Genomic DNA, 25,004 nt, shown 5'->3' on the forward strand with positions numbered 1-25,004 from the left:
GCTCCGGGGCCGACGGTGTGGACGACCCCTCAGCGGGTCGACCTCAGTTGTTGATGCAGGTGTTGCCGAAGGCGGGGTTCAGCAGCCCGATCACCGAGATCGTGTTGCCGCAGACGTTCACCGGGACATGCACGGGAACCTGAACGACGTTGCCGGACAGGACGCCCGGGGAGTGCACCGCGGCACCCTGAGCGCCCGCGTCGGCGACGGCCATGCCCGCGCCCGCGAGAACCAGCCCACCAGTGGCAGCCGCAGCAGCGACGACCTTCTTGATCATTATTCCTCCTTGTAGGCAAAGCGACCCCATCAAGCGGATCGCATCACCAGTAACGAGGCGGAATTAGTGGGGCTACGCGCTTATCGGCGCATTCACTCTTCCCAGTCGGTTCCGTACAGGCGGCCGATTTCCTTCACCCGGCGAGATCTCGTGGCGCCCGGACGTTCAGGACGCGTCGATGAAGCGGTCGAGCACCCGCACCCCGAAGCGCAGGCCCTCCACCGGGACCCGCTCGTCCACGCCGTGGAACATGCCGGCGAAGTCGAGCTCCGGGGGCAGCTTGAGCGGGGCGAAGCCGAATCCGCGGATGCCGAGGTCGTCGAAGGACTTGGCGTCGGTGCCGCCGGAGAGCATGTAGGGGACGGCCTTGGCGGTCGGGTCCTCGGCGAGCAGCGAGGACTGCATGGCATCGACGAGCGCCCCGTCGAAGGACGTCTCCAGAGCCTTGTCGGAGTGCACGTCCTCGCGGCGCACGTTCGGGCCGAGGATCCGGTCCAGGTCGGCCAGGAACTCGTCCTCGTACCCCGGCAGGAACCGCCCGTCGACGTGCGCGGTCGCCTCCCCCGGAATGACGTTGACCTTGTATCCGGCGCCCAGCTGGGTGGGGTTGGCGGTGTTGCTGAGCGTCGCGCCGATCAGCTTGGCGATGCCGCCGAGCCGCGCCAGCGTCGACTGCATGTCCTCGGGGTCCAGTGGGGTGCCCAACGCGTCGCCGAGTTCGTCGAGGAAGGCCCGGGTCGTCTTGGTGACCCGTACCGGGAAGGTGTGCCGGCCGAGCCGGGCGACGGCCTCGGACAGCTCGGTGATGGCGTTGTCCCGGTGGATCATCGAGCCGTGTCCGGCGGTGCCGGCCACGGTCAGCTTCATCCAGTGCATGCCCTTCTCGGCCGTCTGGACGAGGTAGAGCCGCCGCTCCTCGCTCACGGTGAACGAGAACCCGCCCACCTCGCTGATCGCCTCGGTGACGCCCTCGAACAGGCCGGGGTGGCGGTCGACGAGGTGCCGGGCGCCGTACGTGCCGCCGGCCTCCTCGTCGGCGAGGAACGCGAGCACGATGTCGCGGGGCGGCCGGCGCCCGGAGCGCAGCCGGTCACGGACGACCGCCAGCGTCATCGCGTCCATGTCCTTCATGTCGACCGCGCCCCGGCCCCACACGCACCCGTCCGCGACCTCGCCGGAGAAGGGGTGATGGGTCCAGTCGGCGGCGTTGGCCGGGACGACGTCGAGGTGGCCGTGGATGAGCAGTGCGGGCCTGGAGGGGTCCTCGCCCTCGATCCGGGCCACGGTGGAGGCGCGGCCGGGGTGCGACTCGAAGATCTGGGGCTCGAGGCCCACCTCGGCGAGCTTCTCGGCGACCCATTCGGCCGCCTTGCGCTCGCCGGGACCCGAGTGGTCGCCGTAGTTGCTGGTGTCGATCCGGATCAGGTCGCGGCAGAGGTCCACGACCTCGTCCTCGCCGGTGACGCTCCTGGCATGGTCGTCCGTCGCGCTCACGCTGCTTCCTCCCGCTGTCACTGCTGGTGGGTCCTCCTCATCCTCCCTCGCCTGCGGGTCCGCGCCCAAGACCGGTCCCGGCCCGTCACGAGCCGTTCACGCGGGCGCCGCCGCGGCCGTGCCCGCCGGCCGTGATCGGGCACCCCGGAAAGCCTGGTAATGTTTACGACGTCGCCGCGGGGGAAACCCCGCACGACAGACACCTTGTCCGGGTGGCGGAATGGCAGACGCGCTAGCTTGAGGTGCTAGTGCCCTTTATCGGGCGTGGGGGTTCAAGTCCCCCCTCGGACACCACAGCGAAAAGGGTGGTTCGGCCAGTGGCCGGGCCGCCCTTTTCGCGTTCCACGACCCTGTCGGCTTCCGGTCCCGGCCGCTCCGCGCGCCCTTTCCCGCCGATGTGGGGCATATCTCGCCGCCGTGCAGGACGCCCAGGTCAGAGGCCTGCGAATGATCATCCGTCGTGCCCCGGACGGCCTCCCCGAGTGGCCGCCACAAGCCGGCGAGCCTAGCTTCGTACTAAAATTTCCGGCTTGTTACGGAGCTGGACCGGACAACCCCAGGCAGACCTGCGGGCCCGCCGGCGCCCCGGAGGCTTCCGGGCTCGAGACGCGAGGACCGATGGCAGCCATTCACGAGAGCAGTGCTCTCGGCCTGCTCGACGAAGAAATCCACGCTCGACTCGGTGACACCGCCCGCTTCTCCGGCGGTCCCGCCGCCTCTGCGCGCACTCTCGTCGACGTCTTCGACGCTTCCGTGCGGTCGTTCCCGGACGAGCTCGCCCTGGACGACGGCAGCACGCCGCTGACCTACCGCGCCCTCGCCGTCGAGGTGGACAGGCTCCGGCGCCGGCTCGCCGCCTCCGGGGTCGGGCTCGGCGACCGGGTGGGCGTGCGCGTGCCCTCCGGCACCAACGACCTGTACGTGGCGATCCTGGCCGTCCTCGCCGTCGGCGCGGCCTACGTGCCGGTGGACGCCGAGGACCCCGACGAGCGGGCCGAGCTGGTCTTCGGGGAGGCGGACGTGCGGGCGGTGGTCGGCGCCGGGCACGAGATCACCGTCCACGGCGCCTCCGGCGCGGCGGCCGACCGCCCCGGCGCCGGGCACGACGCCTGGATCATCTTCACCTCCGGCTCGACCGGGAAGCCCAAGGGCGTCGCCGTCAGTCACCGCAGCGCCGCCGCGTTCGTGGACGCCGAGGCCGCGCTGTTCCTCACCGAGGAGCCGATCGCACCCGGCGACCGGGTCATGGCCGGGCTGTCGGTGGCCTTCGACGCCTCCTGCGAGGAGATGTGGCTGGCCTGGCGGTACGGAGCCTGTCTGGTTCCGGTGCCGCGCTCGCAGGTCCGCAGCGGCGCCGACCTCGGGCCCTGGCTGGTGGAGCAGGAGATCACGGTGGTCTCCACCGTGCCGACGCTGGCCGCGCTCTGGGAGCCCGAGACCCTCAACGACGTACGGCTGCTGATCTTCGGCGGCGAGGCCTGCCCGCCGGAGCTCGTGCAGCGGCTGGTGACGGAGGGCCGGGAGGTGTGGAACACCTACGGGCCGACCGAGGCGACCGTGGTGGCCTGCGCCTCGCTGATGTCCGGCGAGGAGCCGGTCCGCATCGGACTGCCGCTGCGGGGCTGGGAGCTGGCCGTGGTGGACGAGGCCGGCGAGCCGGTGCCGCTGGGCGGCAGCGGTCAGCTGGTGATCGGCGGGGTCGGGCTCGCCCGGTATCTCGACGCCGAGAAGGACGCGGAGAAGTACGCGCCGCTGACGTCGCTGGGCTGGGAGCGGGCGTACCGCAGCGGCGACCTGGTGCGCGCCGACGCCGACGGGCTCGTCTTCCTCGGCCGGGCGGACGAGCAGATCAAACTCGGCGGCCGGCGCATCGAACTGGGCGAGGTCGACGCGGCGCTGCAGGCGCTGCCGGGCGTCGCGGGGGCGGCGGCGGCCGTGCGCATCGCCCGCAGCGGCAACCAGCTTCTCGTGGGGTACGTCGTCGTCCAGGAGGGCTGGGACCAGGCGGCGGCCGTGCGGCGGCTGCGCGCCGAGCTGCCCGCGGCCCTGGTGCCGCTGCTCGCGCCGGTCGACGACCTGCCGACCCGGACGTCCGGGAAGGTGGACCGCAACGCGCTGCCCTGGCCGCTGGAAGGGCTGGAGACCGGCGGCAGGACCGAGGAGCTGTACGGCACCGAGGCCTGGCTCGCCGAGCAGTGGACGGAGGTCCTCGGCATCCCCGTCTCCGGCGCCCGCGACGACTTCTTCGCGATCGGCGGCAGCAGTCTGGCCGCCGCCCAGCTCACCACGAGGCTGCGCACCCGGTATCCGAGCGCGGCCGTGCTGGACGTCTACCAGCAGCCGACGCTGCGCAAGCTGGCCCGCTACCTGGAGGAGTCCGCGCAGGACGACGGGGCCGCCCGCGTCGTCGATCCGGTGCCCGTGCGCGCCAAGGTGCTCCAGCTGCTGCTTCTCGTCCCGCTGTTCACGCTGCTGGGGCTGCGCTGGACGGTGCCGCTGGCCCTGGTGGGCAATCTGCTGCCGATGTACTCCTGGCTGCCCACCGCGCCCTGGTGGCTGGTCGTGAGCGGCGCTCTGCTGCTGTTCAGCCCGCCCGGGCGGCTCGCGATCGCCGCCGGCGGTGCGCGGCTGCTGCTGCGCGGGGTGCGGCCCGGGCGGTACGCGCGCGGTGGCGGCGTCCATCTGCGGCTGTGGACCGCGGAGCGGCTGGCCGAGTTCAGCGGGGCGACCTCGCTGACCGGGTCCTGGCTGGAGCGGTACGCGCGGGCGCTGGGCGCCAAGGTGGGACCGGACGTGGATCTGCACTCGCTGCCGCCGGTCACCGGCATGCTCAAGCTGGGCCGGGGCGCGGCCGTCGAGTCCGAGGTGGACCTGTCGGGCCACTGGCTGGACGGGGACCGGCTCGAGATCGGACCGGTCAAGGTGGGTGCGCACGCGGTCGTCGGCACGCGCAGCATGCTCTTCCCGGGCGCCCGGGTCGGCAAGCGTGCCGAGGTGGCGCCGGGTTCCGCGGTCACCGGTCAGGTCCCCACCGGTCAGCGTTGGGCGGGCGCGCCCGCGGCCAAGCTCGGCAAGGCCAAGCGCAACTGGCCCAAGGAGCGGCCGGCACGGGGCACGTACTGGCGTGTCCTGTACGGCCTGACCGGATTCGCGCTGACCGCGCTGCCGGTGCTGGCCGGCGCGGCGGCGCTGCTGGTGGCGGGCCTGTTCGTGCAGCCCGGCGGCGGTCTCGTGACGGCGCTGTCGGGTGCCGCGCTCGCCCTGGTCCCGGCGACGCTCGCCTTCGGGCTGGCGTACGCGGTGCTGCTGCTGGCGGCCGTGCGGCTGCTGAGCCTGGGTCTGCGGGAGGGCACGCATCCCACGCACAGCCGGACGGGCTGGCAGGCCTGGACGGTCACACAGCTCATGGACCGCTCGCGGGAGACCCTGTTCCCGCTGTACGCCGGGCTGGTCACGCCGGTGTGGCTGCGGTTGCTGGGGATGCGGATCGGCAAGGGCGCCGAGGTCTCCACCGTGCTGGCGCTGCCGAGTCTGACCACGGTCGGCGAAGGCGCGTTCCTCGCCGACGACACGCTGACCGCGCCGTACGAGCTCGGCGGCGGCTGGATGCGGATCGGGCGCGCGGAGATCGGGCGGCGGGCGTTCCTCGGCAACTCGGGGATGACCGCGCCGGGGCGGAGCGTGCCGGACGGCGGTCTGGTGGGTGTGCTGTCGGCGACGCCCAAGAAGGCGAAGAAGGGCAGCTCGTATCTGGGGCTGCCGCCGGTGAAGCTGCCGCGGAACACCGCGGACAGTGACCAGAGCCGGACGTACGAGCCGTCGGCGCGGCTGCTGTGGGCGCGCGCGCTGGTGGAGCTGTGCCGGATCGTGCCGGTGTTCTGCTCGGCGGGGCTGGCCGTGCTGACGGTGGCGGCGCTGTGCGCGCTCGGCGCCTGGGCGCCGCTGCTGTCGGGGTTCGTGCTGCTCGGGGCGGGGGCCGCGGCGGCCCTCGTCTCGGTGGCCGCCAAGTGGCTGCTGGTCGGCCGGCACCGCAGCGGCGAGCATCCGCTGTGGAGCGGGTTCGTGTGGCGCAACGAGCTGGCGGACACGTTCGTCGAGGTGGTGGCCGTGCCGTGGCTGGCCGGGGCGGTGCCGGGGACGCCGGTGATGACGGCGTGGCTGCGCGGGCTCGGGGCGCGGATCGGCAGGGGCGCGTGGGTGGAGAGCTACTGGCTGCCGGAATCGGACCTGGTCACGCTGGAGGACGGCGTGACGGTCAACCGCGGGTGCGTGCTGCAGACTCACCTCTTCCACGACCGGATCTTGCGGACGGATACTGTGGTCCTCCGTGAGGGCGCCACGCTGGGCCCTGGCGGGATCGTGCTGCCCGGCAGCACGATCGGGGCCCGGACGACCCTGGGTCCCGCGTCGCTCGTCATGGCCGCGGAGTCCGTCCCGGACGACACCCGCTGGCTCGGCAACCCGATCGAGGCATGGCGTCCCTGAGGACGGGCTACTCGGAGCCGGAGCGCGGCGACGCACCGGCGGCGGGCGGTTCGAGCACAGGGCAGGGAGCGGACGCGGAAGTGGCAGTTCAGCAGTCGGTCGGGCCGGACCCGTATTTCCCGGCCAACGGTGACTCCCGGTACCGGGTGCACCGCTACGAGCTCACGCTGGACTACCGGCCGGGCCCGAACCGGCTGTCGGGCGCGGCGCGGATCAACGCGATCGCGGGGCGGTCGGCGCTGTCCGAGTTCCAGCTGAACCTGGCGGACTTCAAGATCGGCCGGGTCCGGGTGGACGGTCGTCCGGCGCATTACACGCACCGGGGCGGCCGGCTGCGGGTCCGGCCGGCCAAGCCGGTCCGCGCCGGGGCCGCCTTCACGGTGGAGGTGCACTGGTCGGGCAACCCGAAGCCGGTGTCCAGCCCCTGGGGCGGTCTGGGCTGGGAGGAGCTGGACGACGGGGCTCTGGTGGCGAGCCAGCCGGTCGGTGCGCCGTCCTGGTACCCGTGCAACGACCGTCCGGCGGACAAGGCGTCGTACCTGATATCGGTCACGACACCGTCGGCGTACTCGGTGGTGGCGGGCGGCCGGCTGCTGACGCGGACCACGAAGGCGTCGACGACCACGTGGGTGTACGAGCAGTCGGCGCCCACGTCGAGCTACCTGATAGGGCTGTCGATCGGCAAGTACCAGACGGTGCTGCTGGGCGACCCGGGGCTCGGCGGGGTCCCTCAGCACGGGCACATCCCGGCGCGGCTGCTGCCCGAGTTCTCACGGGACTTCGCGCGCCAGCCCGGCATGATGCACCTCTTCCAGCAGCTCTTCGGCCCGTACCCGTTCGACGAGTACGCGGTGGTCGTGACGGAGGAAGAGCTCGACGTCCCCGTCGAGGCGCAGGGGTTGTCGCTGTTCGGCGCCAACCACGTGGACGGGGCGCGGGGTTCGGAGCGGCTGGTGGCGCACGAGCTGGCGCACCAGTGGTTCGGCAACAGCGTGTCGATCGCCGACTGGCGGCACATCTGGCTGAACGAGGGGTTCGCGAAGTACGCGGAGTGGCTGTGGTCGGAGCGGTCGGGCGGCCGGAGCGCGCAGCAACTCGCCGCCGTCGCGCACCGGTTGCTGGCGACGCAGCCACAGGATCTGCGGCTCGCCGATCCGGGGCGCAAGTCGATGTTCGACGACCGGCTCTACGAGCGCGGCGGTCTCGCCGTGCACGCCGTGCGCTGTGCGCTGGGCGACGACGCGTTCTTCCACATGGTGCGCGCCTGGCTCGGGGTGCACCGTGGCGGGTCGGTGACGACGGCGACGTTCGCCGCGCACGCCGCCCGGTTCGCGTCCGAGCCGCTGGACGAGCTGTTCGCGGCCTGGGTGTACGGGACAGCGCTGCCGCCGTTGCCGACGCCGTCCGCGCAGCGGGGCGCGGCATCGGCCTGAGCGCCTGGCCGGCGCCGGTTCGGTGACGGGGTCGCGGGGCAGGGCAGGGCAGGGCCGAGAGCGGTGCGGGCGGTCGCGCAGGCCCCCCGGCTGTCCAGGGGCGCGGCCGGGCCGGCGGGCGGCCGGGCACAATGAGCGCATGGCCCGACGTTCCGCCCGCCCGCGACAGCGCGCCTCCGCCGCCGTCCCCGCTGACTCCGCCGTCCCCACCGACTGCCCGTGCGGTCTGCCCGCGCCGTACGAGGCGTGCTGCGGCCGCTACCACGCCGGGGCCGGGGCCGCGCCGACCGCCGAGGCGCTGATGCGGTCGCGCTACAGCGCGTTCGTCACGGGCGAGGCGGGATATCTGCTGCGGACCTGGCATCCGCAAACGCGTCCGGAGCGGCTGGAACTCGACCCCGGGATGCGCTGGACCGGCCTGGAGATCCTCTCCGTGTCCGACGGGAGCGCGTTCCACCCGACGGGGACGGTGGAGTTCCGCGCGTCCTACCGGGGAGGCTCGCTGCACGAGCGCAGCCGCTTCGAGCGGGTGGACGGAGCCTGGGCGTACGTGGACGGGGAGTTCCCAGGGTGACGCCGTGCGCCGGCCGCGTCAGGGTGCCAGGATGTCCAGTTCGTGGAGGGCGCCGACGGTGATCTCGCGGGTGAGCTGCTCCGCGCGGGCCGCGTCGCCGGCCCGGACCGCCTCCGCGACCTGGACGTGCAGGGTGACGGCGGCCGGGTCGGGGTCCTCGAACATCACCTCGTGATGGGTGCGGCCGGCCAGGACCTCCGCGACGACGTCGCCGAGGCGGGCGAACATCTCGTTGCCGGAGGCGGCGAGGATCACCCGGTGGAAGGCCATGTCGTGGACCAGGTACCCCTCCAGCCGGTGGCCGCGTGAGTGGGCCACCATGCCGAGCGCGCACTCGGTGAGCTCGGCGCACTGCTCCGCCGTGGCGTGCCGCGCCGCGAGGCCGGCCGCGACCGGCTCGATCGCCGAGCGCAGGACGGTGAGCGAGCGCAGCTGGTGCGGGCGGTCGGCGCCGGCCAGCCGCCAGCGGATGACCTGCGGGTCGTAGACGTTCCACGCGGACCTGGGCCGGACCGTCACGCCGACGCGGCGGCGCGACTCGACCAGGTCCATGGACTCCAGGACGCGGACCGCCTCGCGCATCACGGACCGGGAGACGTCGAAGCGCTGGGCCAGCTCGTCGGTGCGCAGGACGCTGCCGGGCGGGTACTCGCCCGCCGTGATCGCGGGCCCCAGGGCGTCCAGTACGCGGCCGTGCAGCCCCCGGTCCGGAGTGGTCATGCACTCAGCGTACGGGGTAGATCACGGACTCAAAAAGTCAGACTTATTTACTACCGGGTCTTGCAATAGTCCTACCTAATCGGTTTCAGTGTCGTCGGCGGCGTCCACCGGCGCCGGATGTCGAGGAAGACAGCGAGGCAGAGATGCGCACCCCGCACGTCGTCGTGGTGATGGGCGTCGCCGGCACGGGCAAGACCACCATCGGTCCCCTGCTCGCCGCCCGGCTGGGCGTCCCGTACGCCGAGGGCGACGACTTCCACCCGCCGGCCAGCATCGCCAAGATGTCGGCCGGCACCCCGCTCGGCGACGACGACCGGTGGCCGTGGCTCGACGCCATCGGCGCCTGGGCGGACGAGCGGGCCGGACTCGGCGGCGTGGTCAGCTGCTCGGCGCTCAAGCGGTCGTACCGCGACCGGCTCAGGGCGGCCGCCCCCGGCGTCGTCTTCGTCCACCTGGCGGGCGACCGGTCGCTGATCGAGGACCGCATGGCGCACCGGCAGGGTCACTTCATGCCGACGGCGCTGCTGGACTCCCAGTTCGCCACGCTCCAGCCCCTCGATGCGGACGAGGCCGGGGTCGTCGTCGACGTCGTCGGCACCCCGGAGGCCATCACCGGGCGGGCGTTGGCGGCGCTGACCGCGCTCGCTGACCCCGTGGACTGAACTCCCCGTCCCGGCCGACCCTCGTCCCGGCCGACCGCTGTCGCGGCCGACCCTCGTCGACCGGTCTTGGTCGGCCGCGCCCCGTCGGCCGGCCGGCCTCGGTCGACCCGCCGCCGTCACCGTCCTGCGGAGTACTCCTCCCGCGGCAGCCGGATCGCCCGCACGCACCGCACTCCCCGTACCCCCCTCCCCTACCTGACAAGGGAATCCCCGTGACCAGACTCAGCGTCGAGATGCTGGCAGCGGACGCCGTCGAGCCGATCACCTCGGCCGGCCACGCGCAGCTGGGCATCGCCGTCCTGGCGGGCATCGCCGTGATCGTCCTGCTCATCACCGAGTTCAAGCTCCACGCCTTCCTGGCGCTGACCATCGGCTCGCTCGCGCTGGGCGCGTTCGCCGGGGCGCCGCTCGACAAGACCATCGCCTCGTTCACCACCGGGCTGGGCGCCACCGTCGCCGGGGTGGGCGTGCTGATCGCGCTCGGCGCGATCCTCGGCAAGATGCTCGCGGACTCCGGCGGGGCCGACCAGATCGTGGACACGATCCTCGCCAAGGCGGGCGGCCGCTCCATGCCGTGGGCCATGGTGCTGATCGCCTCCGTGATCGGTCTGCCGCTGTTCTTCGAGGTCGGCGTGGTGCTGCTGATCCCGGTGGTGCTGATGGTCGCCAAGCGCGGCAACTACTCGCTCATGCGGATCGGCATTCCGGCGCTCGCCGGTCTGTCGGTGATGCACGGGCTCGTCCCGCCGCACCCAGGGCCGCTGGTCGCGATCGACGCGGTCGGCGCCAACCTGGGCGTGACGCTGGCGCTCGGAGTGCTCGTGGCCATACCCACGGTCGTCGTCGCCGGTCCGCTGTTCTCGCGGGTGGCCGCACGCTGGGTGGACGTCCCCGCCCCCGAGCGCATGATTCCCCAGCGGCCCTCCGAGGACCTGGAGAAGCGGCCCGGGTTCGGCGCCACCCTCGCCACCATCCTGCTGCCCGTCGTGCTCATGCTGTCCAAGGCGCTGGTCGACATCGTGGTGGACGACCCCGAGCACACCGTGCAACGCGTCTTCGACGTCGTCGGATCTCCGCTGATCGCGCTGCTCACCGCCGTGCTCGTCGGCATCTTCACCCTGCTGAGGCCCGCCGGGTTCGCCAAGGACCGGATCTCCGGGCTGGTCGAGAAGGGCCTCGCGCCCATCGCGGGCATCCTGCTGATCGTCGGCGCGGGCGGCGGCTTCAAGCAGACGCTGATCGACTGCGGCGTGGGCCGGATGGTGCTGGAGATCTCCGAGGACTGGTCCATCCCCGCGCTGCTGCTGGCCTGGCTGATCGCGGTGGCGATCCGGCTGGCCACCGGCTCGGCGACCGTGGCGACGATCTCGGCGGCGGGCCTGGTCGCACCGCTCGCGGCCGACATGTCGACGACGCACACCGCCCTGCTGGTGCTGGCCATCGGCGCGGGCTCGCTCTTCTTCAGCCATGTCAACGACGCCGGGTTCTGGCTGGTGAAGGAGTACTTCGGGCTCACCGTGGGCCAGAACGTGAAGACCTGGTCGGTCATGGAGACGATCATCTCCGTGGTCGCGGGCGGTCTCGTCATGCTCCTCTCCCTCGTCGTCTAGACGTGGGCGGCAGCCACGGCGGGCGACGCCCGCGGACACGGGAAGACGGGCCCCGGGAGGCCGGGCGCCGGGAAGAGGAGTCACGGCGATGAGCCACCCCCTGTTCGACATCACCGGCCGGACCGCTCTGGTCACCGGCTCCAGCCGGGGCATCGGTCTGGCCCTGGCCCGGGGCCTGGCCGAGGCCGGCTGCACGGTCGTCCTCAACGGGCGCGACGCCGGACGCCTCGAGCGGGCCGCCGCCGGACTTCCGGGATCGGTGCACACCAGCGCGTTCGACGTCACCGACGGGCCCTCGGTGCGGACGGGCCTCGCCGACGTCGAGGCCCGGGTCGGTCCGCTGGACATCCTCGTCAACAACGCGGGCATGCAACTGCGCGCCCCGCTCCTGGAGTTCGCCGACTCCGACTGGCACCGGGTGCTGGACGCGAACGTCACCAGCGCCTTCCTGGTGGGCCGGGAGGCGGCCCGGGGGATGACCGAACGCGGCCACGGAAAGATCATCAACATCTGCTCGCTGCAGAGCGAGGTGGCCCGTCCCGGCATCGCGCCCTACGCGGCCGCCAAGGGCGCGCTGAAGATGCTCACCAAAGGCATGTGCGCCGACTGGGGCCCGCGCGGCGTCCAGGTCAACGGCCTCGGCCCGGGATACATCGAGACCGAGCTGACCCGGCCCCTGGTCGAGGACGAGGAGTTCAGCGCGTGGGTGCGTCGGCGCACCCCGGCCGGACGGTGGGGCCGCACCGAGGACCTGGTGGGCGGGGTGCTGTTCCTCGCCTCCCCCGCGGCGGACTTCGTCGGCGGGCAGGTGCTGTACGTGGACGGCGGTATGACGAGCGTGCTGTGAAAGGACGTGACGACGGATGCTGGCATGTGTGATCCACGGTCCGGGCGACCTGCGCGTCGACGAGCTGACCTCGCCCTCGCCCGGGCCGGACGAGGTGCTCGTCGCCGTCCGCTACGGCGGGGTCTGCGGCTCCGACCTGCACTACTGGCGCCATGGCGGGGTCGGGGACTTCCGGCTGCGGGAGCCGATGGTGCTGGGGCACGAAGTCGTCGGCACGGCGTCGAGCGGGCCGCTCGCCGGCACCGCGGTCGCCGTGCACCCCGCCACGCCGTGCGGGCTCTGCCCCGAGTGCGCGGACGGGCGCCGGCACGTCTGCCGGGACACCCGCTACCTCGGCAGCGCGGCCAGGACGCCGCACGTGCAGGGCGGCTTCGCCGCCGAGATCGCCGTTCCCGCCGGGCAGCTGCGGCCGCTTCCGGAAGGACTGCCGCCGCGTCGGGCAGCGCTCGCCGAGCCGTTGTCGGTGGCACTGCACGCGGTGCGCCGGGCCGGTGCGGTGTCCGCACGGCAGGTGCTGGTCACCGGGGCCGGCCCCATCGGCTCGCTGGTGGTCGCGGCCGCGAAGGCGGCGGGCGCCGCCCACGTCACCGTGACCGACCTGCTGCCCACCGCGCTCGGGTACGCGCGCGCTGCGGGCGCCGACGTCGTCGTGCGGGCCGACGATCCGGCCGATCCCGGGTGGCCGTCGGAGGCGGACGTGGCCGTGGAGGCGTCCGGGACCGCCGCCGGGCTGGAGACCTGTCTGCGGCTGGTGCGCCGCGGCGGGGTCGTCGTGCAGCTCGGCATGCTGCCGCCGGGGCCGACTCCGTTTCCGGGGAACCTGCTGGTGAGCCGGGAGATCGAGCTGCGCGGGGCGTTCCGTTTCGACACCGAGTTCGACGACGCGCTCCGGCTGCTCGCCGCCACGCCCTCGTTCGACGCGCTGGTCAGCGCGGTCGTCCCGGTGCGCGAGGCGGAGTCGGCTTTCGCGCTGGCGGCCGACCGCAGCCGTTCCTGCAAGGTGCTGCTGGACTTCGGCGACTGACCGGCAGCCCGCGGACGAGAGGCCCCGCAGGCACGTTCCGGGCGATCCGCCGGGGCCCCAAGCCCCGCCAGGCACCTTCCGGCGATCCGCCGGGGGCCCAGGCCCCCCGCAGGCTCATTCGGGGCGGTCTGCCCGGCCAAGGCACCGCCAGGCACGTTCCGGCCACCCGCCCGGGTGCCCAATGGGCGCCTTCCGGGCGATCCGGGGGTCCCGGGCCCCGAGGGGGCCTTCCGGCGATCCGCCGAGCGATCCGCCGAGCGATCCGCCGAGGCCCGTGGGCCCGGGCCCCGGGCCCACGGGCCTGTTCCGGCGATCTGTCGGTCACGGCCGCCAGTGGCGGTGTTCGCGTTCGGCCCACTCGCGGCTCACCGAGCCCGTGCGCATGCCGCGCCGGGCCTCCGGGTCGCCGAGCGCCATGCCGATGTGGCCTGCCAGGACGATGCCGACGGTCAGGGCCAGCCAGTCGTGGACGAAGGTCGCGCTGGTACGCCACATGATCGGGGTGAGGTGGGTGAACCACATGAGGAGTCCGGTGCCGAGCATGACCAGGGTGGCCCCGGCGATCCAGGCCGCGTAGATCTTCTGACCGGCGTTGAACTTGGCCGCCGGACGCGACTCCCGCCGCTTGTCCCGGCGCAGGACCGCCCGCAGCCAGCGGCGGTCGTACGGGCCGAAGCGGTTGAGGTGGCGCAGGTCGGCGCGGAACGCGCGGGAGGCGAGCCCCGCGAGGACGGGGACCGGCAGGGCCAGCCCCGCCCACTCGTGGACCCGTACGACCAGTTCGCGGCGGCCCACGAGTTGGGCGAACTCGGGGATGTACAGGCAGGCGGCCGTCGCCACGCACACGCCCATCAGCAGGGCCGTGGTGCGGTGCACCCAGCGCTCGGCGCGGGTGAAGCGGCGCACTCCCGTGGCGGCCGGCGCCGCCTCAGCTCGTAGGCTCATCGTCGCGTCCGTTCGAGCGGCCGACCCAGGCGTCGACGTCGTAGCCGCGGTCCTCCCAGTAGCCGGGCTTCACCTTCTCCGTGACGGTGATCCCGGAGAGCCACTTGGCGGACTTGTAGAAGTACATCGGCGCCACGTAGAGGCGGACGGGGCCGCCGTGGTCGTGACCGAGGTCCTTGTCCTGCATGCGCAGGGCGACCAGGACGTCGGCTCGGCGGGCCTGGTCCAGGGTGAGGCTCTCGCTGTACGCGCCGTCGAAGCAGGTGAACCGGACCGCGCCGGCCGTCGCCCGCACACCGGCCGCGTCGAGGAGGGCGGACAGCCGCACGCCCTCGAACGCGGTGCCGGGGACCCGCCAGCCCGTGACGCACTGCACGTCCTTGACCATCCGGGTCTGCGGCAGGGCCTTCAGCTGGGCCAGGGTGTAGCTGACCGGGCGGTCGACCAGGCCGTCCACGGTGAGCCGGTAGTTCGAGGCGTCCTTGTGCGGGACGGACGAGGTCACCGAGTAGTAGCGGAAGCCGCCTCCGTTGGGGAGCAGCCCGGTCAGGCCCGTGGGGTCCTTGTCCGCGGCGCTGCCGAGGAAGGCCTCGAGACCGCGCTGGAGCGGGGGTGCGGCGACGACCCCCAGGGCGCCGAGGGCGAGGGTGCCGAGGAACACCCGGCGGCCGACGGGGGCGCCGCGTTCCTCGGACGGTTCGGGATTCACCCGTCCATTCGAACACCCGCGGGCGAGCCGGACCAGGTCTACCCGGCAGCCGTCAGACTTCCGTCATCACTTCTTACCTTCCGGGCCGCGCGGGAGCGGGTCCCGGAAGGCAGACGGTTCTCCTGGCGACCCCGTCGCGATCCCGGTGATCCCAGCGGTCCCGGCGGTCCCGGCGGTCCCGGCGGCCCCGGCGGTCCCGGCGGCCCCGGCGGTCCCGGTGATCCCGGCGGTCCCGGTGATCCCAGCGGTCCCGGCGTTTTGCGGCGATTTCGGCGAGTCACAGGGCGCGGTGGCGGTTTCCGGCGGCCCGCCCCTGGTGGGAGCCTTCACGACCGGCTGACCGCGGGACGAGTGTGGCGTGCGCCATGGCGCGGCCCGGCCGGAGCCCACACCATGGCCGTAGGGGCGCCCCGCGCCTCCGGCTCCGGCCGCGGGCCCCGCGGCCGAGTCAGCCGCCCGGTCCGGGGTACTCCCGGAACCATCGCCCCCTGCGGGCCCGCAGCGGACGCTTCGGGCACTCCCGGGGTGCCGAGGGCGCTGGGACGCTACAGTCGGCCACTACGCACCCCCGTCCGTGGCCCGACCGGATGATCGAGGTACGCAGCGTGTCGGTTCTGGTTCTGGTTCTCGCCGTGAGCGCCGCCTGCTGTCTGGGCTTCGGCTTCGTGCTCCAGCAGAACGCGGCCCAGCGGGCGCCGCTCGGCGACTTCCTCTCGCCGCGGCTGCTGCTCGACCTGATGAAGGTGCCGCGCTGGCTGGGCGGCCTCGGCCTCATGGTGGCGGGAATGGCCCTGGGCGCGATCGCGCTCGGCCAGGGCGAGATCTCCTTGGTGGAGCCGCTGCTCGCGACCAACCTGCTGTTCGCCCTCGCGCTCTCCCGGCATCAGACGAAACAGTCACTGGGCCGCCAGGGGTGGGCGGGGCTCGTCCTGCTCGCGGGCGGGGTGACCGTTTTCATCGTGGCGGGCGAGCCGCGCGGCGGCAGCGCGGTCACGGATCCGCTGCGGCACTGGACGATCATCGGCGCGATGATCGGACTGGCACTGCTGCTCACCGCCTACGCCAAGCGCTCCCGGCTGAGCGCGGGACCGGTGCTGCTGGCCCTGGCCGCCGGCCTGCTGTACGGCGTGCAGGACGCGCTGACCCGGGTCAGCGGACAGCGCTTCTCGGCCGGCGGTCTCGGCGAGCTGATGACCGGCTGGGAGCCGTACGCGGTGCTCGCGCTCGGTGTGACCGGCCTGGTGCTGGTGCAGAGCGCCTTCGAGACGGCGCCGCTGCGGATGTCGCTGCCCGCGCTGACGGCGGCGCAGCCTCTCGCCGGAATCCTGTGCGGCGTCGGTTTCCTGGGCGACCGGCTGCACACCGACACCGGCGCGCTGGCCTGGGAGGCGGCGGGACTGGCGGCGATCGTCGCGGGCATCGTGCTGCTCGGGCTGCACCCGGCGATGCCCCGGGGCGGGGCCCCCCGGGAACGGGTGCCGAAGCTCCAGCCCCAGTAGGCGGTCGTCCCGGCCGGCCGGAACGGCTGCCCGGGACGGAACTCCTCGGACGGGGCTCCTTGGAGGGGGCTGCCCGGACGGGGCTGCTCGGACGGGGCTGCTCGGACGGGGCTGCTCGGACGGGGCTCTCCTCGGGCGGGGCTGCTTGGATGGTGCGATGAGCGCTGCTGACGAAATCCTCGACATCGTCGACGAGAACGACCAGGTCGTCGGCCGACGTCCGCGCGGGCAGGTGTACGCCGAAGGCCTGCGTCACCGCTGTGTGTTCGTCCAGGTCAGGGATGCCGAGGGGCGGATCTTCGTCCATCGCAGGACGGCGGCCAAGCTGGTGTTCCCCTCCCTGTACGACATGTTCGTCGGCGGGGTGGTCGGCGCGGGCGAGGCCTACGACGAGGCCGCCCTGCGCGAGGCGGAGGAGGAGCTCGGGGTGAGCGGGCTGCCGCGACCGGAGTATCTGTTCACGTTCCTCTACGAGGACGGCGCGGCGGGGAGCTGGTGGTCGGCCGTGTACGAGGTCCGCTGCGAGCTGCCGGTGACCCCCCAGAAGGAGGAGGTGGCATGGCACGACTTCCTGCCCGAGGAAGAGGTCGAGCGACGTCTGTCCGTCTGGCAGTGGGTGCCGGACGGACTGGCGGCGTACGAGCGGCTCAGAGCGCACCGGGCGACTGCCCGGACCGCGCCGGCGGGGCCCCGCGGAGGCGGCGGGTAGGGTCCTGCGGGTGATCGAGTTCGTACGGAACGTCCGGTTGTGGTTCGCCCCCGAGCAGGTCAGGGAGGAGGGCAGCACACCCGACTACCGGTTCTCGCTGGCGAACGAGCGCACGTTCCTGGCCTGGCTGCGCACCGCGCTCGCGTTGATCGGCGGAGGTTTCGCGGTGGACCAGTTCCTGCCGGACCTGCGCTGGGGCTGGCGGGTGGGGCTGGCGCTCGCGCTGCTCGCGGCGGGCGTGCTGTGCTCCCTGCGCGCGGTGAACCACTGGGTGCGCTGCGAGCGGGCGATGCGCCGGGGCGAGGACCTGCCGTCCTCCCGTTTTCCGGCGCTGCTGGGCGTGCTGGTCGCGGTGGTGGCCGTGGCGATGATGCTGGTGGTGCTGGTGCGGTGGGAGGGATGAGCGCCGGGCCGCCGCCGGAGCGGGATCCCGGTCTCCAGCCCGAGCGGACCCGGCTCGCCTGGCGGCGTACGACGCTGGCGAGCACCGTCTCGGCCGTGCTGGCCGTGAAGGCCGCGCTGCACGGCGGCCCGTCGGCGTCCGGGATCGTGGCGGGCGCGTTGTGCTGCGCCCTGTGGCTGGCCTTCCTGCTGCTCGCCCATCGGCGCATCCACGCCCTCGCCGCCGCGCCGAACCCGGTGGCCCTCACCACGCGTCACGCCACGGCGGCCGTCGCGTGCGCGGTGGCGACGGCGGTGTGCGCCGTCGTCCTCGTGGTCTGACCCGCCCGCCGGGCGCGCTCCCCGCTCACGCTCAGCCCGGGCCCGACTCCCTGCGGCCCGGCCCCTACGCGCTGTCCGCAGCCTCCTCGGGCGCCGTCTCCTCCCTCTCCTCCGCCCAGTCCACGGTGACCACGATCTTGCCTCGGGTGCGGCCCTCCTCGCTCAGGCGGTGGGCCTGCGCGGCCTGTTCGAGCGGGAACGTCTTGGAGACGTGCACGGAGACGACGCCCTGTTCGGCCAGTTCCGCCAGGCGGGTGAGGTCCTCGGCGTCGGGTCGGACCCAGCAGTAGCGGCCGCCGTAGCCGACGACGTCCCCGTCGGCGACCGAGGCCAGGCGTCCGTCCGGGACCAGCAGATCGGCCGAGACCCTCAGCGTCTCGCCGCCGACCGTGTCGAAGGCCGCGTCCACGCCCTCGGGGGCCAGCCCGCGCACCCGTTCCGCCAGGCCCTCGCCGTAGGTCACCGGCTCGCCGCCCAGCGAGCGCACGAAGTCGTGGTTGGCCTCGCTCGCCGTGCCGATCACCCGGGCGCCCAGGTGACGCGCGAGCTGCACGGCGATCGAACCGACGCCGCCCGCGGCCGCGTGGACGAGGACGGTCTCGCCGCGTCTCACCTGGAGCGCCCCGGTCAGCACCTGGTAGGCGGTGAGCCCGGTGAGCGGCAGGCCGGCGGCCTGCTCCCAGGTGAGGTTGCGCGGCTTGCGGGCGAGGGTGCGCACGGGAGCGGCGACGTACTCGGCGAAGGTGCCGCGGGAGAGGAAGTCCTCGCGGACGTAGCCGATGACCTCGTCGCCGACCGCGTACTCCGGTACGGACACGCCGGGCTGGACGACGACCCCCGAGACGTCCCAGCCGGGGACCACCGGGAAGACGGCCTCCAGCATCCCGTCCAGATATCCCTGCCGGGCCTTCCAGTCGACGGGGTTCACAGCCGCCGCGCGGACCTTCACCAGCACGGCGTCGGGACCGATCCTCGGGTCGCGCACCTCCCCGTACACGAGCGTCTCGGGGCCGCCGTAGCCTGCGTAACTGATCGCCTTCATGGGTCCGACCCTCGGGGGTCCCCGGACGCCACGCAAGCCGGATCACCCGATATGCCCGGTTCGCATGACACTGTGTCCGACGTCATCGCCCGCAGCTTCGAAGGTGAGCCGCCCCCATGACCGCCCTCCATCTCGAACACTCCGCCCACTCCCACACGCACGGCCCGGACTGCGGGCACGCCGAGGTGAGCCACGGCGACCACGTGGACTACGTCCACGACGGACATCTGCACCGCGAGCACGCCGGCCACTGGGACGAGTGCGAGCCCGAAGGGCACCGGGCCCACGACGGGCACGAGCACCGGCACGGCGAGGACTGCGGCCACACGCGCGTGGAGCACGCAGGGCACTTCGACTACCTGCACGACGGGCACCGGCACGCCGAGCACGACGGCCACTGGGACGACCACTGACGCGTCCGGCACGCGGGGCGGCCGCGGACCGAGCGGCCGTGGCGCCCGCAGCCCGAGGAGCGGCCGCCATGGCCGGAACGGCCGAAACGGCCGAAACAGGTCTACCGACGGCTCCCCGGGTTCTGTCCGGGGAGCCGTCGGCCTATGGTGGCCCCGATCACGTTGGGCGTGACCCCTGGACTCCATACCGACCGGTCGGCATCATGGGGCGAGCCCCTGTTCACCCGTCCCGTCCGTAGGAGCGACGCATGAGCCCCGACCACCCGCCCGGACTCGACCTCGACCGGCTGAGCGCCCTGCTGGAGCGCGAGCGTCCCGGTCTGGTCCACGGCCCCCTCACCGGACGGCTGATCGAAGGCGGACGGTCCAACCTCACCTACGCGGTCTCGGACGGCGAGGCGAAGTGGGTCGTACGCCGGCCTCCGCTGGGGCACGTCCTGGCCACCGCGCACGACATGAAGCGCGAGCACCGGGTGATCAGCGCCCTGCACCCCGCGAGCGTGCCGGTGCCCCGCCCGGTCCTGCTGTGCGAGGACGACGACGTGCTCGGGGCCCCCTTCTACGTCATGGAGTTCGTCGAGGGCACGCCTTACCGGACGGCCGACGAGCTCGCCCCTCTCGGTGAGCGGCGCACCCGGGACGCGGTGCTGTCGCTGGTGGACACCCTGGTGGAGCTGCACGCGGTGGACCCCGGCGAGGTCGGCCTGACCGACTTCGGCCGGCCCGAGGGCTTCCTGGACCGGCAGCTGCGCCGCTGGGGCAAGCAGCTGGACGCCTCCCGCAGCCGCGAGCTGGCCGGGATCGACGAGCTGCACGCGGCGCTCGGCCGCGAGCTGCCGGCCTCCCCCGCCGCCGCCGTCGTGCACGGCGACTACCGGCTCGACAACGTCCTGATCGGGCCCGACGACACGATCCGCGCGATCCTCGACTGGGAGATGTCGACGCTCGGCGACCCGCTGACCGACCTGGGGCTGCTGGTGATGTACAGCGTGCCGCTGACGCTGCCGAACTCCCCGATCTCCACGACCGCCTCGGCGCCCGGCCATCCGTCGCCGGCCGAGCTGGTCGAGCGGTACGCCGCGGGGTCCGGGCGCGACGTCTCGGCAGTCGCCTGGTACACGGCGTTCGCCTGGTTCAAGCTCGCCGTGATCCTGGAGGGCATCCACTACCGCTACACGCTCGGCCAGACGGTCGGGCGCGGCTTCGACCGCATCGGGGAGCTCGTCCCCGTCTTCATCGAGCACGGACTGACCACTCTCCAGGAAGGCTGACCGGCATGGACTTCGCGTTCGACGCACGCACCGAGGACCTCCGCGCCAGGCTGCTCGCCTTCATGGACGAGCACGTCTACCCGGCCGAGGCGGTGGCCGAGGAGCAGCGGGCGCTGCTCGCCTCGCCCTGGGACACCCCGGCGGTGGTCGAGGAGCTGAAGGCCGAGGCGCGCAGCCAGGGCCTGTGGAACCTCTTCCTGCCCGACGCCGAGCACGGCGCCGGGCTCACCAACCTGCAGTACGCGCCTCTCGCCGAGATCACCGGCCGTTCCCCGCAGCTGGCGCCGACGGCGCTGAACTGCGCCGCGCCGGACACCGGGAACATGGAGGTGCTCGCGCAGTTCGGCGACGAGCGGCAGAAGAAGCAGTGGCTGGAGCCGCTGCTGGCGGGCGAGATCCGTTCGGCCTTCGCGATGACCGAGCCGGAGGTGGCCTCCTCGGACGCCACCAACATCACCACGCACATCGAGCGGGACGGCGACGAATACGTCGTCACCGGTCGCAAGTGGTACATCTCCGGGGCGATGAACCCGGACTGCAGGATCTTCATCGTCATGGGCAAGACGGACCCGGGCGGCGCCGACATCCGGCGCCAGCAGTCCATGGTGCTGGTGCCGCGGGACACGCCCGGCGTCACCGTCCGGCGGGCCATGCAGGTCTTCGGGTACGAGGACCACTCCCACGGCGGCCACGCCGAGGTGGTGTTCGACCATGCGCGCGTGCCGGCGACGAACCTCATCGGCGAGGAGGGAGGCGGCTTCGCCATCGCCCAGGCCCGCCTCGGCCCCGGCCGCATCCACCACTGCATGCGGCTGATCGGCATGGCGGAGCGGGCGATCGAGCTGATGTGCCGCCGGGCCGTCTCCCGTACGGCCTTCGGCAAGGCGCTGGGACAGCAGGGCGTGGTGCACAACTGGATCGCGGACGCGCGCGTGACGGTGGAGCAGCTGCGGCTGCTGGTCCTCAAGACCGCCTGGATGATGGACACCGTCGGCAACCGGGGCGCGCACGCGGAGATCCAGGCCATCAAGATCGCCACCCCGCGCGCGGTCGTCGACATCATCGACCGGGCGATCCAGCTGCACGGCGCGGGCGGCGTCAGCCAGGACTTCCCGCTGGCCGAGCTGTACGCCGGGGCGCGCACGCTGATGATCGCGGACGGGCCGGACGAGGTGCACCAGCGGTCGCTGGCCCGGCGCGAGCTGAAGAAGTACCTCTAGAGGCACGGGTGAGGGGCGGTCGTCCACGATGACCGCCCCTCACCGTGCGCTCGTTTCAGGGCCGAAGGGCCCGCAGCAGCAGGTCGGCCAGGTGGTCGGCGACCTCCTGCGCGCCCATCGGGCCGTCCGGCCGGTACCAGGTCGACAGGTGGTGCACCGACCCGAAGTGGTAGTCCACGACCAGGTCGGCCGGAGTGGCCGTGGAGAAGACTCCGCCGGCCTGGCCCTCCTCGACGAGCGCGCGGAAGCGTTCGTGGTAGCGCCGGCGCTCGGAACGCACCTGCTTGTTCTTCTCCGGGCTGAGGTGGTGCATCGAGCGGAAGAAGATCATCGCGTCGTCGAGGTTCTCGATGGTCGTGACGACGACGTCCGCCGCAGCGCCCCGCAGCCGCTTCTCGATCGGCTCGTCGGCGTTCGCGAAGGCGTCGAGCCGCTCCTGCTGGACGCGCAGCACGCGCGCGTACACCTCGTGCAGCAGATCGTCCTTGGAGCCGAAGTAGTGGTACAGGGCTCCCTTGGTGACGCCGGCCGCCTCGACGATCTCCTGCACCGAGGTCCGGTCGTAGCCCTGCTCGGCGAAGAGCCTGGTGGCGGCGGCGAGCAGCCGCTGCGGCACGGGGATACCGTCGCCGTCCGTGGTCCTGGGCACTGCCGCCACCTGCCTTCCTCGATGCCTCGTCGGCGCGTCCCGCCGGCTGTCGCTACTGACCGTCAGTCGTGCGGGAACGCAGTTCCCGACGGAGGATCTTGCCACTCGCCGTCTTCGGCAGGTCGGGCAGGATCTCCACCTGGCGCGGGTACTTGTAGGCCGCCAGTCTGTCCTTGCAGTAGGCCGCGAGCGTATCGGCATCCGCGTCCGCGCCCGGACGCAGGCTGATGTACGCCTTGACCGTCTCCCCGCGATAGCCGTCCGGCACCCCGACGACGGCGGCCTCGCGCACCGACGGGTGGGTGTACAGCACGTCCTCGACCTCGCGCGGCCACACCTTGAAACCCGACGCGTTGATCATGTCCTTCTTGCGGTCGACGACGTACAGCCAGCCCTGCTCGTCCATGAAGCCGATGTCCCCGGTGCGCAGCTCGCCGCCGGGGAAGGCCTCGGCGGTGGCCTCGGGCCGCCGCCAGTACCCGGGCACGACCTGCGGACCCCGCACCACGATCTCGCCCGGCTCGCCGAAGGGCGTCTCCGCGCCCCGGTCGTCGACGATGCGCACGACGGTGTCGGGACCCGGCACGCCGACGGCGAGGGTGCCGGATTCCGGGTCGACCGGCGCCTCGTGCTGGGGCGGTACCGAGGCGCAGGGGGCGGTGCACTCGGTGAGCCCGTAGCCGTTGCGGATGTACGGCCCGAAGCCGGCCCGGAACTTCTCCACCAGGGCCGGCGGCACCGGCGCGCCGCCGGAGGAGATCTGCGCGAACGACGCGAAGTGGTCGCGGGTGCAGGAGGGGTGGGCGGCCATCGCCATGAACGCGGTCGACGGGCCGACCGTGTAGTGCGGCCGGTGCTCGGCGAACGCCTCCAGCACCAGGCCCGCCTCGAAGCGGTACGTCAGGACGAGCGTGCCCGCGCTGTTCAGACAGGCGCCGAGCTGACAGACCATGCCGGTGATGTGGAACAGCGGCGCGAGCGCGTAGTAGACGGGCGCTTCGGGCAGCCGCAGCCCGGTGCGCTGCCGCTCGGCGTTGAACATGATGTTGCCGTGCGTGTTGGTGGCGCCCTTGGGGGCGCCGCTGGTGCCCGAGGTGTAGCTGATCAGGGCGATGTCTGCGGGGGCGGCCTCGCGGCCCTCGGGCGCCCGGTGGCCGGCGCGGGCGACGGCGGTGAGGTCGTCGGCGTCGGGGGCCTGGGGGAGCCGTTCGAAGGCGAGCACGCGCGCGTCACCGCGGGTCTGGAAGTCCAGTTCGCAGCCGGTGAGGACGATCCGCACCGGCGAGTCGGCGGCCGTCTCGCGCAGATACCCCTCCCATGCGCGGTCGGAGCAGATCAGGGCGGTGACGTCGCCGTCCCGCAGGACGTGGGCGACCTCGCCCGATTTGTACATCGGGTTGACCGGGACGACCGTCGCGCCGGCCTTCCAGGCGCCGAGCAGGGCGAGCACGAAGAGCGGGGAGTTCTGCAGCAGGACGGCCACCCGGTCGCCGGGCCGCAGGCCGCGGGCGGCGAGGTGACCGGCCACGGAGTCGCTGAGCTCGTCCACCTCGCGGTAGCTGAGCCGGCCGTCGAAGTAGGCGAGGCAGGTGCGGTCCGGGACCTCGGCGGCGGACCGTCGGAAGGCGTGCACCACGGAGTCGGCGGGCTCGATCGGGGCGCGCTGGGCGTCGTCGAGGAGGGCCAGCCAGGGCTTGGCCCCGTAGCGGGAGGTGGGCGCCGTCACTCGGCCGCCTCCCACTTCTGCTGAAGATGGTTCATGTTGGTCAGCCAGCGGTCCGGATCGCCGGCCCGCACCTGGTAGTACCCGGCGACCTCGGGGTGCGGCAGGATCAGGAAGCGGTCCTCGGCGATGCCCTTGAACAAGGCGTCCGCCACGTCCTGCGGCTCGATCGCGGTCGGCTTGAGCACCAGGTCGCCGGCGCTGCCGGTGGCGTCCAGCATGTCGGTGCGCACGCCCTGGGGACAGATCGCGTGGACCTTGACCCCGCGGTGGCGGTAGGTCAGCGACAGCCACTCGGCGAAGGCGTACGCGCCGTGCTTGGTGACGCTGTAGGGGGCGGCGCCGATCATCGTGAGCAGGCCGGCCGCGGAGACGGTGGAGACGAAGCGGCCCCGGCCGCGCTCGAGCCAGTCCGGGAGCAGCGCGTGGGCCGCGCGGACGTGAGCCATCACGTTGACGTCCCAGGCCTGCGCCCAGACGGCCTCCCCGGCGGCCTCGGAGCCGCCCGAGGCGACTCCGGCGTTCGCGCAGTACACGTCGACGACGCCGTCGAGGGCGTCGCGGGCCCGGTCCACGACCGCCGAGGCGTCACCGGGGACCGCGATCCCGCCGATCTCCTCGGCGACCGCCCGCGCCCGGTCCGCGTCCAGGTCGTTGACCACGACCCGGGCGCCCTCCGCGGCGAAGCGGCGGGCCAGTGCGGCGCCGATGCCGCCTCCCGCTCCGGTCACGACCACTCCGGCATCCTGCACGGCTTCCACGTTCGGTCTCCTTCGACGCGACGGCGGCACGGACTGCGGCCCTGGGGCGCGCACCGGCTCCGCGTCCCAGACTAACCAGTCGGTATGTTGTGGCGGAAGGGCCGTTCCGGATTCACCGCCCGTTCGCCGTGCGCCGGGCTGCGCCGGACCCGGGAGAGCTCCGTCCGACGGATGTGACGTGATGAAGCGCGATGAGGCGTGACGTATGGCCAAT

23 protein-coding genes and 1 tRNA gene are annotated in these 25,004 nt (G+C 73.1%); 15 read left to right on the forward strand and 9 right to left on the reverse strand.

Annotation, left to right across the window (positions count from 1 at the left end):
* Window positions 1-43: 43 nt before the first annotated feature.
* Both chpH and ACN6LD_RS29145 read right to left on the reverse strand, forming a co-directional pair.
* The gene (gene chpH / locus ACN6LD_RS29140) at window positions 44-277 is read right to left on the reverse strand and encodes a chaplin ChpH (protein ID WP_319166214.1); all 234 of its coding nucleotides are present in this window, start codon (window positions 275-277) and stop codon (window positions 44-46) included.
* A gap of 165 nt (window positions 278-442) precedes the next feature.
* The gene (locus ACN6LD_RS29145; RefSeq protein ID WP_319187139.1) at window positions 443-1,771 is read right to left on the reverse strand and encodes a M20/M25/M40 family metallo-hydrolase; all 1,329 of its coding nucleotides are present in this window, start codon (window positions 1,769-1,771) and stop codon (window positions 443-445) included.
* A gap of 206 nt (window positions 1,772-1,977) precedes the next feature.
* Between ACN6LD_RS29145 and ACN6LD_RS29150 the strand changes: the two genes are divergently transcribed.
* From ACN6LD_RS29150 to ACN6LD_RS29165, 4 genes are all read left to right on the forward strand, one after another.
* Window positions 1,978-2,065 (forward strand) — tRNA-Leu (locus ACN6LD_RS29150).
* Between the two features lie 324 nt (window positions 2,066-2,389).
* Window positions 2,390-6,256, forward strand: a complete 3,867-nt coding sequence (locus ACN6LD_RS29155; protein ID WP_445044775.1) for a Pls/PosA family non-ribosomal peptide synthetase — start codon at window positions 2,390-2,392, stop codon at window positions 6,254-6,256.
* Between the two features lie 80 nt (window positions 6,257-6,336).
* Window positions 6,337-7,689, forward strand: coding sequence for a M1 family metallopeptidase (locus ACN6LD_RS29160; RefSeq protein WP_319187154.1), 1,353 nt, complete (start codon window positions 6,337-6,339; stop codon window positions 7,687-7,689).
* A gap of 139 nt (window positions 7,690-7,828) precedes the next feature.
* On the forward strand, window positions 7,829-8,263 hold the full coding sequence (locus ACN6LD_RS29165) for a YchJ family protein (protein WP_445044776.1): 435 nt from the start codon (window positions 7,829-7,831) through the stop codon (window positions 8,261-8,263).
* Window positions 8,264-8,281: 18 nt separating this feature from the next.
* On the opposite strand, the gene ACN6LD_RS29170 is transcribed toward ACN6LD_RS29165, so the two are convergent.
* Window positions 8,282-8,983 (reverse strand): FadR/GntR family transcriptional regulator, encoded by a 702-nt coding sequence (locus tag ACN6LD_RS29170; RefSeq protein WP_319187134.1) that lies wholly within the window; start codon window positions 8,981-8,983, stop codon window positions 8,282-8,284.
* 143 nt (window positions 8,984-9,126) lie between these two features.
* Here ACN6LD_RS29170 and ACN6LD_RS29175 point away from each other — a divergent pair, with 143 nt between their 5' ends.
* The 4 genes from ACN6LD_RS29175 to ACN6LD_RS29190 all read left to right on the forward strand — a co-directional run bounded on the left by ACN6LD_RS29175 (window position 9,127) and on the right by ACN6LD_RS29190 (window position 13,126).
* A complete protein-coding gene (locus tag ACN6LD_RS29175; protein ID WP_319187132.1) occupies window positions 9,127-9,645 on the forward strand; it encodes a gluconokinase in 519 nt (172 codons plus the stop codon).
* 212 nt (window positions 9,646-9,857) lie between these two features.
* On the forward strand, window positions 9,858-11,255 hold the full coding sequence (locus ACN6LD_RS29180; RefSeq protein WP_445044777.1) for a GntT/GntP/DsdX family permease: 1,398 nt from the start codon (window positions 9,858-9,860) through the stop codon (window positions 11,253-11,255).
* 88 nt (window positions 11,256-11,343) lie between these two features.
* Window positions 11,344-12,102: an SDR family oxidoreductase gene (locus ACN6LD_RS29185; RefSeq protein ID WP_445044778.1), complete on the forward strand. Its 759-nt coding sequence runs from the start codon at window positions 11,344-11,346 to the stop codon at window positions 12,100-12,102.
* Between the two features lie 16 nt (window positions 12,103-12,118).
* A complete protein-coding gene (locus tag ACN6LD_RS29190) occupies window positions 12,119-13,126 on the forward strand; it encodes an L-idonate 5-dehydrogenase (RefSeq protein ID WP_319187127.1) in 1,008 nt (335 codons plus the stop codon).
* Window positions 13,127-13,447: 321 nt separating this feature from the next.
* On the opposite strand, the gene ACN6LD_RS29195 is transcribed toward ACN6LD_RS29190, so the two are convergent.
* Window positions 13,448-14,071, reverse strand: coding sequence for a cytochrome b/b6 domain-containing protein (locus ACN6LD_RS29195; protein ID WP_319187125.1), 624 nt, complete (start codon window positions 14,069-14,071; stop codon window positions 13,448-13,450).
* Complete coding sequence (locus tag ACN6LD_RS29200; RefSeq protein ID WP_319187123.1) at window positions 14,055-14,780, reverse strand: molybdopterin-dependent oxidoreductase; 726 nt, start codon at window positions 14,778-14,780, stop codon at window positions 14,055-14,057. The genes ACN6LD_RS29195 and ACN6LD_RS29200 overlap by 17 nt, the downstream gene beginning before the upstream one ends.
* A 605-nt stretch (window positions 14,781-15,385) precedes the next feature.
* Between ACN6LD_RS29200 and ACN6LD_RS29205 the strand changes: the two genes are divergently transcribed.
* The 4 genes from ACN6LD_RS29205 (at window position 15,386) to ACN6LD_RS29220 (ending at window position 17,711) form a co-directional block, all read left to right on the forward strand.
* Window positions 15,386-16,279 (forward strand): DMT family transporter, encoded by an 894-nt coding sequence (locus ACN6LD_RS29205; protein WP_319187122.1) that lies wholly within the window; start codon window positions 15,386-15,388, stop codon window positions 16,277-16,279.
* Between the two features lie 157 nt (window positions 16,280-16,436).
* On the forward strand, window positions 16,437-16,988 hold the full coding sequence (locus ACN6LD_RS29210) for an NUDIX domain-containing protein (RefSeq protein WP_445044779.1): 552 nt from the start codon (window positions 16,437-16,439) through the stop codon (window positions 16,986-16,988).
* A gap of 10 nt (window positions 16,989-16,998) precedes the next feature.
* A complete protein-coding gene (locus ACN6LD_RS29215) occupies window positions 16,999-17,391 on the forward strand; it encodes a YidH family protein (protein ID WP_319187119.1) in 393 nt (130 codons plus the stop codon).
* On the forward strand, window positions 17,388-17,711 hold the full coding sequence (locus tag ACN6LD_RS29220; protein WP_319187117.1) for a DUF202 domain-containing protein: 324 nt from the start codon (window positions 17,388-17,390) through the stop codon (window positions 17,709-17,711). The genes ACN6LD_RS29215 and ACN6LD_RS29220 overlap by 4 nt, the downstream gene beginning before the upstream one ends.
* A 64-nt stretch (window positions 17,712-17,775) precedes the next feature.
* Here the strand turns inward: ACN6LD_RS29220 and ACN6LD_RS29225 are convergent, their stop codons facing one another.
* A complete protein-coding gene (locus tag ACN6LD_RS29225) occupies window positions 17,776-18,753 on the reverse strand; it encodes an NADP-dependent oxidoreductase (RefSeq protein ID WP_445044780.1) in 978 nt (325 codons plus the stop codon).
* Window positions 18,754-18,869: 116 nt separating this feature from the next.
* On the opposite strand from ACN6LD_RS29225, the gene ACN6LD_RS29230 reads away from it, so the two are divergent.
* The 3 genes from ACN6LD_RS29230 (at window position 18,870) to ACN6LD_RS29240 (ending at window position 21,657) form a co-directional block, all read left to right on the forward strand.
* Window positions 18,870-19,166 (forward strand): hypothetical protein, encoded by a 297-nt coding sequence (locus ACN6LD_RS29230; RefSeq protein ID WP_319187113.1) that lies wholly within the window; start codon window positions 18,870-18,872, stop codon window positions 19,164-19,166.
* Between the two features lie 248 nt (window positions 19,167-19,414).
* On the forward strand, window positions 19,415-20,437 hold the full coding sequence (locus ACN6LD_RS29235; RefSeq protein ID WP_445044781.1) for a phosphotransferase family protein: 1,023 nt from the start codon (window positions 19,415-19,417) through the stop codon (window positions 20,435-20,437).
* 5 nt (window positions 20,438-20,442) lie between these two features.
* Window positions 20,443-21,657 carry an acyl-CoA dehydrogenase family protein gene (locus ACN6LD_RS29240; RefSeq protein ID WP_319187109.1) on the forward strand — a complete coding sequence of 405 codons (1,215 nt, stop codon included), beginning with the start codon at window positions 20,443-20,445 and terminating at the stop codon, window positions 21,655-21,657.
* 55 nt (window positions 21,658-21,712) lie between these two features.
* On the opposite strand, the gene ACN6LD_RS29245 is transcribed toward ACN6LD_RS29240, so the two are convergent.
* From ACN6LD_RS29245 to ACN6LD_RS29255, 3 genes are read right to left on the reverse strand one after another with little or no spacing between them, the layout of a single operon-like run.
* Window positions 21,713-22,306: a TetR/AcrR family transcriptional regulator gene (locus ACN6LD_RS29245; RefSeq protein WP_319187107.1), complete on the reverse strand. Its 594-nt coding sequence runs from the start codon at window positions 22,304-22,306 to the stop codon at window positions 21,713-21,715.
* A gap of 52 nt (window positions 22,307-22,358) precedes the next feature.
* Window positions 22,359-24,032, reverse strand: coding sequence for a class I adenylate-forming enzyme family protein (locus tag ACN6LD_RS29250; protein WP_445044782.1), 1,674 nt, complete (start codon window positions 24,030-24,032; stop codon window positions 22,359-22,361).
* A complete protein-coding gene (locus ACN6LD_RS29255) occupies window positions 24,029-24,790 on the reverse strand; it encodes an SDR family oxidoreductase (RefSeq protein WP_319187103.1) in 762 nt (253 codons plus the stop codon). The genes ACN6LD_RS29250 and ACN6LD_RS29255 overlap by 4 nt, the downstream gene beginning before the upstream one ends.
* Between the last annotated feature and the right edge of the window lie 214 nt (window positions 24,791-25,004).

The organism is Streptomyces sp. SAS_272 (assembly GCF_052543235.1).

Excerpts from the sequence above, each read along its gene's own strand:
- chpH (WP_319166214.1), bottom strand. The coding sequence starts at position 277 with ATGATCAAGAAGGTCGTCGCTGCTGCGGCTGCCACTGGTGGGCTGGTT.
- ACN6LD_RS29155 (WP_445044775.1), top strand. The coding sequence starts at position 2,390 with ATGGCAGCCATTCACGAGAGCAGTGCTCTCGGCCTGCTCGACGAAGAA.
- ACN6LD_RS29165 (WP_445044776.1), top strand. The coding sequence starts at position 7,829 with ATGGCCCGACGTTCCGCCCGCCCGCGACAGCGCGCCTCCGCCGCCGTC.
- ACN6LD_RS29170 (WP_319187134.1), bottom strand. The coding sequence starts at position 8,983 with ATGACCACTCCGGACCGGGGGCTGCACGGCCGCGTACTGGACGCCCTG.
- ACN6LD_RS29175 (WP_319187132.1), top strand. The coding sequence starts at position 9,127 with ATGCGCACCCCGCACGTCGTCGTGGTGATGGGCGTCGCCGGCACGGGC.
- ACN6LD_RS29185 (WP_445044778.1), top strand. The coding sequence starts at position 11,344 with ATGAGCCACCCCCTGTTCGACATCACCGGCCGGACCGCTCTGGTCACC.
- ACN6LD_RS29190 (WP_319187127.1), top strand. The coding sequence starts at position 12,119 with ATGCTGGCATGTGTGATCCACGGTCCGGGCGACCTGCGCGTCGACGAG.
- ACN6LD_RS29195 (WP_319187125.1), bottom strand. The coding sequence starts at position 14,071 with ATGAGCCTACGAGCTGAGGCGGCGCCGGCCGCCACGGGAGTGCGCCGC.
- ACN6LD_RS29210 (WP_445044779.1), top strand. The coding sequence starts at position 16,437 with ATGAGCGCTGCTGACGAAATCCTCGACATCGTCGACGAGAACGACCAG.
- ACN6LD_RS29220 (WP_319187117.1), top strand. The coding sequence starts at position 17,388 with ATGAGCGCCGGGCCGCCGCCGGAGCGGGATCCCGGTCTCCAGCCCGAG.
- ACN6LD_RS29225 (WP_445044780.1), bottom strand. The coding sequence starts at position 18,753 with ATGAAGGCGATCAGTTACGCAGGCTACGGCGGCCCCGAGACGCTCGTG.
- ACN6LD_RS29230 (WP_319187113.1), top strand. The coding sequence starts at position 18,870 with ATGACCGCCCTCCATCTCGAACACTCCGCCCACTCCCACACGCACGGC.
- ACN6LD_RS29235 (WP_445044781.1), top strand. The coding sequence starts at position 19,415 with ATGAGCCCCGACCACCCGCCCGGACTCGACCTCGACCGGCTGAGCGCC.
- ACN6LD_RS29240 (WP_319187109.1), top strand. The coding sequence starts at position 20,443 with ATGGACTTCGCGTTCGACGCACGCACCGAGGACCTCCGCGCCAGGCTG.